This is a genomic window from Dolosicoccus paucivorans (assembly GCF_900100125.1).
GTDB classification, from domain to species: Bacteria; Bacillota; Bacilli; order Lactobacillales; family Aerococcaceae; genus Dolosicoccus; species Dolosicoccus paucivorans.
Genome location: NZ_FNEL01000002.1, coordinates 1 through 15,468 on the forward strand (window position 1 = coordinate 1; position 15,468 = coordinate 15,468).

Annotated in this window: 14 protein-coding genes; 10 read left to right on the forward strand and 4 right to left on the reverse strand. The window is 36.3% G+C overall.

Annotation, left to right across the window (positions count from 1 at the left end):
• Window positions 1–352 precede the first annotated feature (352 nt).
• Window positions 353–1,468: an FUSC family protein gene (locus tag BLR79_RS00455; RefSeq protein ID WP_092083787.1), complete on the reverse strand. Its 1,116-nt coding sequence runs from the start codon at window positions 1,466–1,468 to the stop codon at window positions 353–355.
• Window positions 1,469–1,658: 190 nt separating this feature from the next.
• Between BLR79_RS00455 and BLR79_RS00460 the strand changes: the two genes are divergently transcribed.
• The gene (locus tag BLR79_RS00460) at window positions 1,659–2,135 is read left to right on the forward strand and encodes a Fur family transcriptional regulator (RefSeq protein WP_092083789.1); all 477 of its coding nucleotides are present in this window, start codon (window positions 1,659–1,661) and stop codon (window positions 2,133–2,135) included.
• 39 nt (window positions 2,136–2,174) lie between these two features.
• Here BLR79_RS00460 and trpS read toward each other — a convergent pair whose 3' ends face one another.
• Complete coding sequence (trpS, locus tag BLR79_RS00465) at window positions 2,175–3,167, reverse strand: tryptophan--tRNA ligase (RefSeq protein WP_092083791.1); 993 nt, start codon at window positions 3,165–3,167, stop codon at window positions 2,175–2,177.
• 223 nt (window positions 3,168–3,390) lie between these two features.
• Here trpS and spxA point away from each other — a divergent pair, with 223 nt between their 5' ends.
• The 4 genes from spxA (at window position 3,391) to pepF (ending at window position 7,628) form a co-directional block, all read left to right on the forward strand.
• On the forward strand, window positions 3,391–3,789 hold the full coding sequence (gene spxA / locus BLR79_RS00470; protein WP_092083793.1) for a transcriptional regulator SpxA: 399 nt from the start codon (window positions 3,391–3,393) through the stop codon (window positions 3,787–3,789).
• Window positions 3,790–3,949: 160 nt separating this feature from the next.
• Window positions 3,950–4,675, forward strand: coding sequence for an adaptor protein MecA (locus BLR79_RS00475; RefSeq protein ID WP_092083795.1), 726 nt, complete (start codon window positions 3,950–3,952; stop codon window positions 4,673–4,675).
• Window positions 4,676–4,723: 48 nt separating this feature from the next.
• Window positions 4,724–5,764 carry a competence protein CoiA gene (locus BLR79_RS00480; protein WP_092083797.1) on the forward strand — a complete coding sequence of 347 codons (1,041 nt, stop codon included), beginning with the start codon at window positions 4,724–4,726 and terminating at the stop codon, window positions 5,762–5,764.
• Window positions 5,765–5,849: 85 nt separating this feature from the next.
• The gene (gene pepF / locus BLR79_RS00485; protein WP_092083926.1) at window positions 5,850–7,628 is read left to right on the forward strand and encodes an oligoendopeptidase F; all 1,779 of its coding nucleotides are present in this window, start codon (window positions 5,850–5,852) and stop codon (window positions 7,626–7,628) included.
• A gap of 35 nt (window positions 7,629–7,663) precedes the next feature.
• Here the strand turns inward: pepF and BLR79_RS00490 are convergent, their stop codons facing one another.
• Window positions 7,664–8,485: a phosphotransferase family protein gene (locus BLR79_RS00490; protein WP_092083799.1), complete on the reverse strand. Its 822-nt coding sequence runs from the start codon at window positions 8,483–8,485 to the stop codon at window positions 7,664–7,666.
• A gap of 59 nt (window positions 8,486–8,544) precedes the next feature.
• Window positions 8,545–8,889, reverse strand: a complete 345-nt coding sequence (locus BLR79_RS00495) for a PepSY domain-containing protein (protein WP_092083801.1) — start codon at window positions 8,887–8,889, stop codon at window positions 8,545–8,547.
• A 170-nt stretch (window positions 8,890–9,059) separates the two neighbouring features.
• Between BLR79_RS00495 and pepA the strand changes: the two genes are divergently transcribed.
• From pepA to polA, 5 genes are all read left to right on the forward strand, one after another.
• On the forward strand, window positions 9,060–10,148 hold the full coding sequence (pepA, locus tag BLR79_RS00500) for a glutamyl aminopeptidase (RefSeq protein ID WP_092083803.1): 1,089 nt from the start codon (window positions 9,060–9,062) through the stop codon (window positions 10,146–10,148).
• 16 nt (window positions 10,149–10,164) lie between these two features.
• Window positions 10,165–10,800: a YtpR family tRNA-binding protein gene (ytpR, locus tag BLR79_RS00505; protein WP_180955433.1), complete on the forward strand. Its 636-nt coding sequence runs from the start codon at window positions 10,165–10,167 to the stop codon at window positions 10,798–10,800.
• Window positions 10,801–10,831: 31 nt separating this feature from the next.
• Entirely contained in the window at window positions 10,832–11,344 is a 513-nt protein-coding gene (locus tag BLR79_RS00510) for a hypothetical protein (protein WP_092083806.1), read from the forward strand.
• Window positions 11,331–12,668, forward strand: a complete 1,338-nt coding sequence (murC, locus tag BLR79_RS00515) for a UDP-N-acetylmuramate--L-alanine ligase (protein WP_092083807.1) — start codon at window positions 11,331–11,333, stop codon at window positions 12,666–12,668. Before BLR79_RS00510 ends, murC begins: the two co-directional genes overlap by 14 nt.
• A 129-nt stretch (window positions 12,669–12,797) precedes the next feature.
• Window positions 12,798–15,467, forward strand: coding sequence for a DNA polymerase I (gene polA, locus BLR79_RS00520; protein WP_092083808.1), 2,670 nt, complete (start codon window positions 12,798–12,800; stop codon window positions 15,465–15,467).
• Window position 15,468: the final 1 nt, after the last annotated feature.

Here is a 15,468-nt window from a genome sequence, read left to right on the forward strand (position 1 = left end):
AGAAATTAGGCTATTTAAGTCCTGTCGAATACAGACAACAACAATTACTTTTAAGTGCCTAAACATGTCGTAAATCACCTAACCTCAATGGTTTCACAAACCATCCAGACTTATCAAGAGCCGCTTCGCTCTTTCTCTTGACAAGCCTGGATGTCTGATGAGATGTTTTGGTTAGGTCAATTAGCAGCTCCTCTGTTTTTGCGAAATTGGTCACCTTGAAGCAACTTAAGTTTTATATCTTTATTGAATCTTTCAGAAACACAAAAAAGAGCTACCCATTATTGGGGTAACTCTTCATAAAATCTAGTCTAACTTTTTGGGGTCACTATATACTGATCGAAGTAAGCGGCTTTTAATAAATATGATGATCATCTAATTGCAAATCTAAGTCTTTAGTAATTTGTTTTGACTTAAAATTTCGAATTAAACGGTTTAATGTGGATAAGTTTTCTTCGTATTTATAAATCGCGGACATAATATGAATTACTCGGTGAGACTCTGTGTTATACATAAAATCTTTTCCATTCATTAAATCGTCTTCATGTTCATGGGCTGCATCAAAAAATTCTTTCATATAAGTTTTATGAGACGACACATTCATATCAATAAAATTAACTTCATCAGGATCTACCCGACCACTAAATTTCATTAAAATTTGCTCGTGGGCAGCTAGTAAAGTTTCTAGACGATGACGAATCATAATCCGCAAATCATCGGGAAAATCATCAAAAACAAAGTTATTTTCATGTAAGACATTTAGCAGTTCAATCGCACTTTGAGTTGTTTCGCCTAAATAACGGTAAATAACTAATTTACGAGCTAATCCAACACGTTTAGATTTATTTAAAATCATTTCATTACGAGTTAAACCGAATAATTGATTAAAGTCCTTCATCTGCTTGCGAGCCCATTTAATATCGCTAGCTAAGACAGTAAAATCAGTATTTTTACGCATGAAAGCTCGGATCCAAATAATGACTTCAGTACTGACTTGATCGATGACGGTAAACATCTTAGCGTCGTAATGAGGCGGGTAAATTAACCAGTTAATTAAAAAAGATACGCTGACTCCAATTAAAGTATCACCTACCCGCAATATAGCGCGAGTAATAGTCACGGCTTGTTCGTCTCCTCGAGCCGTTAAGACAATCACCGTACCAAGAGCTAAACCGATATAATTTCCTAAATTTAATGTGTTTAACGTGGCGATCAAAAGGATCGAAATAAATCCAATCGCCAGAGGGCTAGAACCTAGAAAGGCCGTGACAACGACCGCAATAATACCACCTACAATGTTCGATAAAACCCGCTGAAAGAACAGTTCATAAGACTTTCTAACAGAAGGTTGAGTCGAATAAACGGCGGCAAGTCCGGCTAAAATCCCATCACCTTTTGTAATCATCATGGATATAAAAATGGATAAGGTAATGGCGAGACCGGTTTTAAAGACACGTGCACCAATTTTCATTTAAATCTTGTCTCCTAATATATTTAAAACAGTCTTTAATATCACTTTAATCATAATATATTGACGGTGTATTTCAAGTAAAATCAATTGAAAATATTGCTTTTTAGTTCGAAGTTTGCTAAAAGAAGAAAATAGTAGTATAATTTTATCGATAATTATTCTAAGTTATTAATAAAGGAGCGTGAGCCTCATGTCAGTTCAACCTCTAACGACACCTTTTGGAACGGATGATTCTTATGGTGAAAAGTTAGCTAATAATATTATTCGCGATTTGAGAAATAAAGGGATTCGCATTACTCCTCAAAGACGCGTCATCTTAGAGTATATGATTCAAACTACTAAACATCCAACAGTAGAAGAAATTTATCAAGATCTTTTACCTGATAATCCTGGAATGAGTGTAGCTACTGTTTATAATAATTTAAATGTGCTTGTTAAAGAAGGCTTTGTAACTGAAATGAAATTCTCAGGTGTGACAAGTCGTTATGACTTTGTTGGCGAACATCACCATCACATCGTATGCGAAAAATGTAACCGTATTAGTGATTTTCATTTCAATCAAACAAATGATATTGTCGATAAAGCTCAAAGTGAAACAGGTTATAAAGTTTCGGCAGCTAAAATCGAACTTTATGGACTCTGTCCTAAATGTCAATTAGACGAATAATAAAGTCCCCCATCAAAAAATCGATGGGGGATTATTTATTTAGTAGCCAATCCCCATCGCATCCTTCATTCGCTGAAGAACTTCTTGGGCTTGGTGGTCAGCTTTTACAGCACCTTCTTTAAGAATTTGAGTTAATTCATCACTATCGACTAATTGATTGAAACGGTCTTGAATCGGTTCAATGACAGAAATAATGCTGTCAGCGATATCTTGTTTAAATCGACCGTATCCTAAACTATGATATTCGTTAACTAAATCATCAATGGAACGATGAGAAACGCTAGAATAAATTTCTAATAAGTTAGAAACAGCAGGTTGATTTTCCTTATCATAATTCACTTCACCAATAGAGTCCGTCACGGCACTTTTAATTTTCTTTTCAATTTGTTTTGGTGTATCAAGTAGAGAGATAAAGCCACGAGGGTTATCATCCGACTTGCTCATTTTAGAGGTTGGATCTTGTAAGCTCATAATGCGAGCGCCTGCTTTAGGATAGAGAGGTTCTGGTTTAACCAGTAGACGTTTTCTCTTGCCGAAGCGGTTATTGAAACGGTCTACAAAGTCACGAGTTAATTCTAAATGTTGACGTTGGTCTTCTCCGACAGGAACGACGTGACTATCGTAAAGAATAATATCAGCTACCATTAAAGCTGGGTACATTAAAAGTCCTGCTCCGACTGATTCTTGTTTGGATGCTTTATCTTTATATTGAGTCATTCGTTCTAACTCACCAATTCCTAAAAGAGTTGTGACAAGCCATGAAGCTTGTGTATGAGCAGGGACGTCTGATTGAACAAAGATGGTTGATTCATTAGGGTCAATTCCGATAGCTAAATATAACGCTGCCAGTTCGCGCGTGCGTTGCTTTAAGTGTTCTAAATTACTTGGAACCGTCATCGCATGCTCGTCAACAACACAATAGGTCGTATTATATTCTTTTTGTAAATCGACGAAACCTTGCATTGCACCGATATAGTTTCCAATAGTTGGAATTCCACTGGGTTGAACTCCAGAAAAGGCATTTTTCTTCATAAGGATCTCCTTTGTAGTGTATTCTTCTTACTGTCTATTATAGCGGACTTTAACTTATAAAAAAACTCAAGTAAAAGCAATAATCATTTATCAATGTGTGATACAAATTTATTAAGAATATCTCAATATTTATAAAATAGTCTAGAAATATGAGAGATTAATAAGTATACTTGTACTTAGCAGTCGAAATACATATGATGGTACGAAGGAAGGTGGACCATTTATGGTAACGTTATATATTACTCCAAGCTGTACCTCGTGTCGAAAGGCTCGAGCATGGTTAGAAGAACATTCAATTCCCTTTGTGGAACGCAATATCTTTTCTGATCCTTTAACAGTCGACGAATTAAAAGAAATTCTTCGTTTAACGGAAGAGGGGACAGAAGATATTATCTCTACACGTTCTAAAGCATTTTTAGAACTTGATATTGAGCTGAGCGAACTGCATTTAAACGACTTCTTTGATATGGTACAAGAACAACCTGGTTTGTTAAGAAGACCGATTATTATTGATGAGAAGCGTTTACAGATCGGCTTTAATGAAGATGAAATTAGACGCTTTCTTCCAAGAGAAGTGCGCGCTTTAGAGTTAATGAAAGCACGCGAAATGGTGAATGAGTAATCTTTTACAGACGATCAACTGGCAATGACAATCATTGTCAGTTTTTTTGTTTAACAATCATTAAATTTATTTTATGCTATTGGCTTAATAAATGAATAATGTATATAATAGAGGATAAGTGAATCCATTCACTGAAATGGATATCAAGGGGGTGCATAATATGGAAATGGAAAGAATCAATGATAATCTCATTAAAGTAACAATTGATTCTCAAGATCTTGCTGAACGAGAAATTGACTTTTTAGACTTAGTAGGGAATCAACACGAGATTGAAGCATTCTTTCGCTCCGTGTTAGAAGAAGTCGATGTAGATAATCAGTTTAAAGATTCTGACGCAGTAACTTTTCAAGTCATTCCAACATCTAATGGATTGGAATTATTTATTAGTCGTGCCGATGGAGTAAGCTCATCAATGGCTTCCGATGATCCACAAGAATATTTTGATCACTTACTCAAAAACACATTAGGTTTGACCGATGAGATGCTTCAAAAAGAGCCGAGTGCTTTTTCTAAATCTCACTTAACTGGTCAAATAGATCGCAATAAACCATCCTCTCAATTAGAAGATGATGATCTTGAAGATAGCGAAGTGTCCTATGCTTTTGAAGAAGAAGTTCTTCATTTTAAGACGTTAGAAGACTTTATTTTAATGGCTCGTAATATTTCTCATGATGGGCTAATTACAAGTCTTTATACGTTAAATGGTGAGTATTTTATGATTTTAACGGTGGAGCCTGAGTGGGATCAATCGATGGACGAAATGGTCGAACGCTTTGCAAGTATGTTAGAGTTTTGCGAATTGGCCTCAATTACGCCAGCAGTATTGAAAGAACACGCCTCGTTAATTAAAGAAATAGATGCTTTAGAAACTTTATCTAAATTATAAAATGGAAATCCCTCCTTTTGGTGTATTTATACATAGGAGGGATTTTTTATGTTATATATGGCTTTTACAAAAGATCAAAGAGTTGTTTATGCACAAGAAGTACTAGGAAAAGAAGGACCCTTTTATTGTCCGAAGTGTAAAAAAGAAGTGATTGTTAAATGCTCATCAAAAGATGTTCCATTTTTTAGCCACGTTACAAAAAAGCGTGTGGCTCTATCTGAGAGTCCAAAACACAAGTTAGCTAAAGAGCAATTAAGTCACTGGTTTCAAGATAATCAATTGCATTGGGGTTCAGAAATGTACTTGAAAGATACATCGCAATACCCAGATGTATTAGTCGAATACCCGTTAGACAGTCAACAATTATGGTGTATTGAATTTCAACATTCCCGTTTATCAGCAACAGACCTTTACAAGCGCCAATTAGGTTATAAAAAGCAATCTCTTAAAGGACTATGGTTACTAGACGATGAAACAGTTAATACGACGATTCCTAAATGGCATTTTAACTTTGTTCAATATAATAGTCATTTAGGGTTGTATTTAGTTTATTATAACGTCACTTCAAACGAGTTAGTGCTTCGCTATCATTTACCGATCGCTTGGCAAAGTAACAAATTAACTTATCAAACAATGAGGTTACCATTAAATCAGACCACTTTAACTGATTTGTTTAATGGATTTACAAAGATCCAGCAACGCGAAAAAACCGCTTTAAAGCAACCGACTGAGACACTGAAAAGTCGCTATGCATTAGAAGGTATCAAATCAACCGCTAACTACCGTCGTTATTTAAATACCTTTTATCGTTTAGGTCACTCTTTGGAAGATTTACCTTATTGGGTTTGGGGCTTTCAACCGAAAAGTTGGGTCTTTAAAGAGCCCATTTGGTATACGTTAGGACGACTCTTTTTTGAAGCTACAAAACAGACGTTTACTAGCGTATATGATCATTTCATTGAAACTGAACAAATAAACTATGAGCTGTTTCCTTTACTAGATGGACCTTGGCAAAGGGTGATCCAAGAGGAAATAGAACAGCTAATGAATGGCGAGTTTTTTAACCAACAAGAATTCAGTGAGAGTTAGTGTGTGTTATGTTAAACTAGACATAAGACTTAACATTCAAAGGAGATGAATTGACGTGAGTCAACAACTGAAAGAAAGAAGTGCAATGGATCCGAATTTTCAATGGGATTTGACGTCTTTATTTGCAGATGATAATGAGTGGCAAGAAGCTTATGACAAGGCAAATAAATCACTAGAAGACATCGAACCCTTTAAAGGAACCCTCGGGCAAAGTAGTGAGCAATTACTTAAAGCAATTGAAACGTTGTTAGCAATCCAACGCCAAATTACGAATATTTATGTCTATTCTCACTTAAAAAACGACCAAGACCAAACAAATTCGACTTATCAAGAAATGCATGCTAAAGCTGTGCAGCTTTATAGTCAATTCGGTCAAGCCGTTGCCTTTTTTAACCCAGAACTTTTATCGATTCCGCAAGAAACTTTAGCGCAATTTATTGAAGAAAATGACGCGTTAAAAGAGTATGAGCAATATTTAGACGATGCGACGCGCTATCGTCCTCACGTTTTATCAGAACAAGAAGAATTGCTGTTAGCTCAAGCAAGCGAAATTTTTGGCTCACCAAGTACAACATTTGGTATGCTAAATAATGCGGATTTAAAATTCCCAGAAATTGAAGACGAAGAGGGGAATAAAGTTCAACTGACTCATAGTGTGTACGGAAAAATGTTAGAAAGTTCAAATCGTCGCGTTCGTAAAGATACTTTTGAAGCGTTTTATTCGGTCTATGATCAATTTAAAAATACTATCGCCTCGATTTTAAATAGTGAAATTAAAACTAATAATTACCGTGCGAAAGTAAGAAAGTTTGATTCTGCGCGCCAAGCTTCCTTATTTAGAAATAATATTCCAGAAGCGGTTTACGATACATTACTTAATACAGTTGGCGAGCGTTTAGAATTATTACACCGCTATGTGAATTTAAGAAAAGAATTACTAAATGTAGAACAACTTGAAATGTATGATATGTATACACCTCTTTTAGGGGATGCGCCTATTGAAGTTACTTATGAAGAGGCAAAGCGCATTACGTTAGAAGCTCTGGCACCTTTAGGCGAAGAATATCATCAAATTTTACAAAAAGCATTTGATGAACAGTGGATTGATTTATACGAAAATAAAGGTAAACGAAGCGGTGCTTATTCTTCAGGAAGCTACGATAGTAAGCCATATATTTTAATGAACTGGCAAGACACAGTGAACTGGTTATACACACTTGTTCATGAATTAGGTCATAGTGTTCATAGTTATTTAACCCGTGAAAACCAGCCTTATGTTTATGGAAGCTATGCGATCTTTTTAGCTGAAATTGCTTCGACAACGAACGAAAATCTACTAACAGATTATTTATTAAAGGAATATAAGGGTAATCGTGAAGTAGAGCTGTACATTTTAAACCACTTCTTAGATGGTTTGAAAGGAACGGTATTCCGTCAAACCCAGTTCGCTGAATTTGAGCATTTAATGCATGAATCTGATGCTAAAGGCATTCCGTTAACACAAGAGTACTTGTCACAAGAGTACCGCCGAATTAACGAAAAATATTATGGCTCAGGGGTGAATTCAGACTCTGAAATTGCTTTAGAATGGACGCGTATTCCACATTTTTATATGAATTACTATGTGTTCCAATATGCGACAGGATTTGCGGCCGCAACAGCTTTTTCTAAACGCATTTTAGATGAAGAACCAGAAGCATTAGATAAATATTTAACCTTCTTAAAGTCAGGATGTAGCCAATATCCAATTGAAACAATGAAACAAGCAGGGTTAGATATGACCCAAGCCGATTATATTGATGCGACCTTAGATGTTTTTGAACAACGTTTAGGCGAGTTTGAAGATTTATTACATAGTAAATAAAAACAAGCTCTTTCTTACGCGGAGTAGGAAAGAGCTTATTTATGTTGTAATAAATTAGAAGATAAGTGAGGCTGCGTTGCGGCTTTGTAAATAGCGCGTAGCAATAAAATCATTTGATTGGCTTTTTCATAATCTTCAATTAAATAAAAGTGCTTAATTAATCTTAAAGCATTCATCAAACTATACCACTGAACCCGTTGATAAAAGTTATCTTCCATGGGCATTCGATATTCTTTAAACCAACTAGACCATTGACTAGGTGGAAAGTATTGACATAGTAAAAAAGTAATGTCACTTAAAGGATCCGCAATTTTAACCTCTTCCCAATCGACTAAATAAAGATGATTATTAAGAGATTCCAAAAAGTTTAAATGGTGTAAATCGCCATGACAGACGACATAGTCAACGTTGTAAAAGGCTTCGTCTAAGTCATTTTCTAAAAAATCAATCACTTCATTGAAGAATTGGTGATTCGCTAAAGCAATGGGTAATCCTTTAAAGTAGTGATCAATAAAATCGATGGGGTAAGTTTTTTGGGGATGAATCTTTTCCAGTGAGCTCAGCAAATGATCGCAATGATGGATATAGTGAATTAAATCAATCACTGATGGATCCATCATTTCATTAGGAGTGAGAAGTCTTCCATCGTGCCATTCTTGTGCTGTTAAAATATCGCCGTCAATTGTCCGCCTTGCCCATTTGAGTCGAGGTGCAATTCCTTCAGCCGATAGAGCAGCGACAAAAGGTGAAGTATTTAATTTAAAAAAGAGTCGTTCTTCATTTTTTACTCCCATAAAAGCTTGACCTGTATCGCCAAGAGGCATTTTTAATTCCCAGTCAGTTGCTTTTTTGCTCATGATTCACCCTCCCTTCTAAAATGTTCGATTATTTAAAAACTATACCATGAATTGAATGATTAAGCACGAGTTGAATGTGGCTTTTGTTTGTCAGCGATTTCTAGTAAATGTCCGCTGTAAGCATCGACAAGAAACTCGTAGTAGTGAACACGGTCTTCTTCATGACAATATAATCCACCGCGATAAGCTTTTGTTTCTTCATCGTAATCTATCATCTGACTCGAAATCCAACCGTCTTGCACAATACCTCGCTCTTTAAAGTCCTCTTTTACTTCTTCGAGTAATTCCATTGCGTCAAAGGGCTGAAGTTCTTTATAAAGTAAGATACTTGCAATACTTAAAATAGCGCCGACACCCCATAAAAGAGCGGTGATCGGTGTTTTTGAATTATTACGTTTTGCCACTGGTCATCATCCTTTCTTTTTCATGAAATGAAGCAACTTAATTGTAACATGAATTTGAAGTGGATAACATTGGAAAGAAGACTTTAAAGTCAGCGTCATTGATTTAGTCGCTTATATATGTAAAAATAGATAGGATAAAAGACTGCGACATAATTTAAGGAGGATATTCAATGTCTTCAACACCTTTTGAACAAACATCAACTTTTCAATTGATTAAAGAGTTAACTGAACTTCAAGGAGTCTCAGGAAATGAACGTCAAGTACGTCAATTTATGAAAGAGCAAATGGAACAATATGCTGACGAACTCGACATTTCTCCTTTAGGCAATATTTTTGGAGTTAAAAAAGCCAATGATTCTCAAGCGCCGAAATTAATGATGGCCGCTCATATGGATGAAGTCGGCTTTATGGTTAAGCGCATCACTAAAGAAGGTCAATTTTCGGTCATTCCTTTAGGTGGATGGAACCCTTACGTTGTCTCAGCCCAACGTTATACACTTCAAACTAAAAAGGGCGATTACGTTTGTGTTTCTTCATCCATTCCGCCTCATTTATTAAGAGGAAGGGGCGCTCAAAACGCTCAAGTGAGCGATATTTTATTTGATGCCGGTTTTTCTTCAAAGGAACAAGCCGAAGAATATGGCGTTCGTGTAGGGGATACGATTGTTCCCGAAACAAAGACTGTTTTAACCGCTAACAAAGAAAATGTTATCGCAAAAGCTTGGGACAATCGTTATGGTTGTGTTCTTGTCCTAGAATTATTAAAAGAACTACAAAACGAGCAACTTCCTAACACATTGATTGCTGGAGCGTCTGTTCAAGAAGAAGTTGGACTTCGCGGGATTAAAGGCGCCGTTCACACTTATGAACCTGATGTATTTATCGCATTAGACTGTTCACCAGCCAATGACTTAGAAGGTGCTAAAGACCGTCAAGGCGTGTTAGGCGATGGCTTTTTACTACGCATTCAAGATCCAGGACTGATTACCCACCCAAGATTGTTAGAGTTTTTTGAAACGGTGGCAGAAGAAGAAGGCGTTAAATATCAACCTTTCTTTTCTAAAGGAGGCACTGATGCAGGAGCTGCTCATACGATGAATGAGGGGATTCCAAGTGCTGTCATTGGAGTGCCAGGCCGTTATATTCACGGTCATCAAACATTATTTAATATTTCAGATTATGAACAAGCTAAACACATGGCGTTAGCTGTCGCAAGACGACTCGATAAAACAACACTAAATACTTTACAAGGTCATTAAGAAAGAGGAATGAATTATGTGGATTGCATTTTATAACCCAAAAGCTGCAGGGGACGTTTTATTATTGACACGCGAGGCAACTCGTAGTGAACATTTGCCAGTGGTAGAGAGTAAAGAAAATGTAACGTGTATTAAAAATGAAGAAACAAATAAAATAAATAGTGTTAATATTTTTAATATTTCATCATCTTTACCTCTTCACGAAACAGGTGTGGTAACATTATCTAATGAAGATCAAAAAACAATTAACGATATCATCCAACAAGCTGGATTTGACGTCGAGGTATCCTTAGACGAAACACCTAAATTTGTTGTAGGATACGTTGAAGAAATAGAACCGGTTGAAGGAAGCGATCATTTAAATAAAACACAAACTCGTGTTGGAGCTGATGAAGTACTTCAAATTGTTTGTGGCGCAAGTAATATCGATCAAGGTCAGTCCGTTATTGTCGCTAAACCAGGAGCGGTTATGCCTAATGGAATGATTATTTGGCCAGGTGAGTTGCGCGGAGTTGAAAGTCACGGCATGGTGTGTTCAACGCGAGAGTTAAACTTAACTCATATCGAAAACGAAGACGGTATCTGGGTATTACCTGACGGATATGAACCAGGCACTTCATTAGAAGATGTTGTTAGTGATTTAAGTAAGTAATCTTTAGAAATAAGGAAGAAAAGGGATTGAATTGGATAAGGAAGAAAAGCAACGACGCTTTTTAAAACGATCAACCATTAAACGTCAGCCGCTTTTTCAGCCAGCGTTAAAGTCTGCTCAAAGACCGAAGTTGCATATAGATGAATCGGATCAATTACTTGAAGAAAAATCCAGTACGCCGAGTGAATATGTTGTACCGTATTTAAAACAAGAAGGTAAATCGGGTCATCCATTAGATTTGAATTTGCCTGATGAGTCATTAGTGGATCAAACTGCGGAACAAACGCCACCCTTAGGCGAATATGAGCCGTCTTTAAAAACCAAACCCCCATTTAAAAAAAGCGAATATATTAGTCCTATGGGACCGACTGAAGAAACAAAGGAAATAGATCATGACGATTCTCAAGATAAGCCCTCTATTAGTCCTTTGGCGCCTCATAGTGTATCGAATCGTCAAATTAGAACGATTGTCAGACGTTTACAAAAGACACCTGAACAATTTCTATTATTTCAAAGAGTAGGAGAATCATATGATGTTACATGATACGGTTTATCATTTTGTAGGTATAAAAGGATCTGGTATGAGTGCACTAGCACTTATTTTGCACGGTAAAGGATATAAAGTTCAAGGAAGTGATCAAGCTCAATACTTCTTTACTCAACAAGAACTAGAAAATCAAAATATTCCTTTACTTGAATTTGATGAAGAAAATATTCAATCTGACTTAACCATTATCGCAGGAAATGCCTATAACGATGAAAATAATATCGAACTGGCCAGAGCTAAACAACTTAATTTACCCGTCATTCGTTATGACCAATTTTTAGGTCAATTGATGGAAGATTATATTAGTATTGCTGTAACAGGTTCTCACGGAAAGACATCTACGACAGGCTTATTAGCCCATACGTTAAAAGAACTCGCTCCGACAAGTTACTTAATTGGGGATGGGACCGGAGTTGGGCTAGAAAACGCCACTTATTTTGCGATGGAGGCGTGCGAATATAAGCGCCATTTCCTTTCTTATAAGCCTGACTATGCCATTATTACCAATGTGGACTTTGATCATCCGGATTACTACCAATCGATTGAAGATGTGTTTGACGCTTTTTCAAACTTTGCTAATCAAGCCAAAAAAGGGATTATTGCTTGTGGAGAAGATGAGTATTTAAGACAATTAAAAACGGATATTCCTGTTTATTTTTATGGTTTTAGTGAAGATTGTGACACTTATGCATCAAATATTGAACGTACAGTGGATGGATCAAGTTTTGATGTTATTTTCCAATCTAAAAAATTAGGCCGATTCCAAATTCCAACGTATGGTAAGCATAATATATTAAACGCCTTGTCTGTTATTACTTTACTTTGCTTAGAAGGATTTGAGCCTCTAGAAATCGCCAATCATTTAACGACTTATACAGGGGTCAAACGTCGTTTTTCGATTAAAACCATTGACGATTTAATCGTAATCGATGATTATGCTCATCATCCGGTAGAAATTAAAGCAACGATTGATGCTGCTAAACAAAAGTTCCCGGATCGTTCAGTTATTGCGATTTTCCAACCACATACCTTTAGTCGTACTGTCGCATTATTAGATGAGTTCGCTGAAGCACTTAACTTAGCTGATGAAATTTATTTAGCAGATATTTTCCATTCAGCTAGAGAGACTTCTGGAAAGGTTAGAATTGAAGATTTACAACAAAAAATTAAAGGGCATCACGATCTAATTTCTAGAGATCATTTATCGCCTTTAATGAATTATCAAGATGCAGTTCTATTATTTATGGGAGCTGGAGATATTGATAAGATATCTGAGCAATTTAGCGAGGCTTATTCACGTTTAAATAAAATACAACTATAAAACCAACACTGATGTGTGCAACTTCTTTGAAGAAACGGACGTAACATTTTTGTTATAATAGATAAGAAGCCGAAAAACACATCAGTGTTTTATTTTTTTACTTTATATAACAAACTAAAGGAGAATTTTATGAACTCACGAAAGATTGTATTAATTGACGGAAGTAGTCTTGCTTACCGTGCCTTTTATTCTATCTTTAATATTGAACGTTTTAAAAATAAAGACGGATTACATACCAATGCGTTATATAGTTTCAATCGCATGTTAGATAATATTTTAGATCAATTCAAGCCGACACATATATTAGTCGCTTGGGATAAGTCAAATATAACATTTAGAAACAAATTGTTTGAAGATTATAAAGCAGGTCGTTCAAAAACACCGAGCGAATTTAAAGAACAAATGCCTTATTTTAGAGTACTACTTGATGGGTATGGGATCTCCCATTATGAATTATTAAATTATGAAGCCGACGACATTATCGGAACCCTTGCTAAATCGTCCAATCCTGAAGATGAAGTGATTGTGATATCTGGGGATAAAGATTTAATTCAATTAGCAGACGACCATATTACCGTTGAAATTACGCGCAAAGGAGTGAGTGAACTCGAAGCCTTTACGCCTGAAACGATCAAAAAAGAGTATAATTTAACACCTGAACAAATTGTTGATTTTATGGGGATGATGGGGGACCCATCCGATAATATTCCTGGAATTACCCGTGTAGGAGAAAAAACAGCTCTTCGTTTGATGCACCAATTTGGGTCGCTAGACGGTTTATATGCAGGCTTAGACGAACTGAAACCGTCAAAAATGAAGGAAAACATTATTAATGATAAAGAACAAGCTTATATGAGTCGTGATTTAGCTCAAATTGAAACCAATGCTCCTTTAGAAATTACACTAGAAGACACTGCTTATAAAGGGAAAAATGTCGAACAATTGGTTGAGTTTTATCGTCAAATGGACTTTAAAACATTTTTGACTAACTTACAAAGTGAACAAGGCCTTGAGGTAAGCGACGTCTCTGAAACAGAGCACACTATTCCTGAATATGAAACCATTGTCTTAGAAAAAATAGAAAAAGAGCACTTACCGACACGCAGTGCTCTTTATTTAGAAACATTAGGCACCAATCCTCATTTCGATGATATTGTAGCGGTCACGTGGTCTGATATTGACCAAACGAAAGCTTACATTACAACGCCAGAGGTGGCCTTTAAATCAAAGGAATTCACTCAGTGGTTAGAGTCAAAGGATCACTCGATTATTTCTTTAGATTCTAAACGAGACTACGTACTAACTCATCGTCAAGGCGTTGACTTACAAGGTGTTGACTATGATGTACGTATTGCCGCTTACTTATTAAATACACAACAGGCCCATGAAGTGAGTGATATTTTAGACTTATTGGATCTACCCAACTTAGTCACTTCAGATGTGGCGGTATACGGTAAAGGAGCTAAACGCGGAGTTCCGGAAGATAAAGAAGTCTTCCACCATCATTTAGCTAGCATTTTACGTGTCCTACCGGAATTAAAAGATGAACTCATTAAACAGTTAGCGAAAGTCGAAATGACTGAACTGTATGAAACCATTGAATTCCCGCTGGCAAAAGTACTAGCAAACATGGAAATTAGAGGAATTGCGGTAGACCAAGAACGTTTAAACGAAATGAACGAAGAAATGTTAGCTCAACTTGGACAAATGGAAGAAGAGATTCATGAATTAGCAGGCGAAGAGTTTAACGTTAACTCTCCAAAGCAATTAGGTGAAATTTTATTTGAAAAGTTAGGGTTACCGGTCATTAAGAAAACTAAAACCGGCTACAGTACGGCCGCTAGCGTTCTTGATGAATTACTAGGTAAACACCCAATTATCGAAAAAATATTAGAATACCGCGGACTCGCTAAACTGCAAGGAACTTATTTAGCTGGACTGCCTAAATATATTAAACAAGACGGAAAAATTCATACGAATTTTGTGCAAACCTTAACTCAAACAGGTCGTTTAAGTTCAACGGATCCAAACTTACAAAATATTCCAATTCGCATGGAAGAAGGACGTAAAATTAGACAAGCTTTTGTTCCGTCCCATGAAGATTATCAGTTATTTGCAGCGGACTATTCGCAAATTGAATTGCGCGTATTGGCTCATATTAGTGAGGACGAACATTTAAGACAAGCCTTTATTGATGGCCAAGACATTCATACAACTACCGCAAGACGCGTTTTAGATATTGAAGATGATGAAACGGTTACTGCCAATGACCGCCGAATGGCTAAAGCAGTTAACTTTGGGATTGTCTACGGGATTAGTGACTATGGTCTATCTCAAAACTTACACATTACGCGAAAAGAAGCGAAAGAATTTATTGATCGTTACTTTGAACGCTATCCTGGAGTCGAGACATTTATGCGTGACATTGTCGCTAAAGCGAAAAAAGATGGCTATGTCTCCACACTATTTAATCGTCGCCGTTATTTACCAGATATTAAATCCCGCAACTTTAACTTACGTTCCTTTGCTGAACGAACAGCGATGAACTCTCCAATTCAAGGAACAGCGGCTGATATTATTAAAATTGCGATGGTCCGATTGGAACAAGCACTCAAAGAAAAAGGGTTAGCTTCACGTATTCTTTTACAAGTTCATGACGAGTTAATTTTAGAAGGACCTCAAGAAGAGATGGAACAATTAAAAGAACTCGTTCCTGACATTATGGAATCAGCGGTAGAATTATCTATTCCACTAAAAGTTGAATACGGTATTGGCAATAGTTGGTATGATATTGATTAAT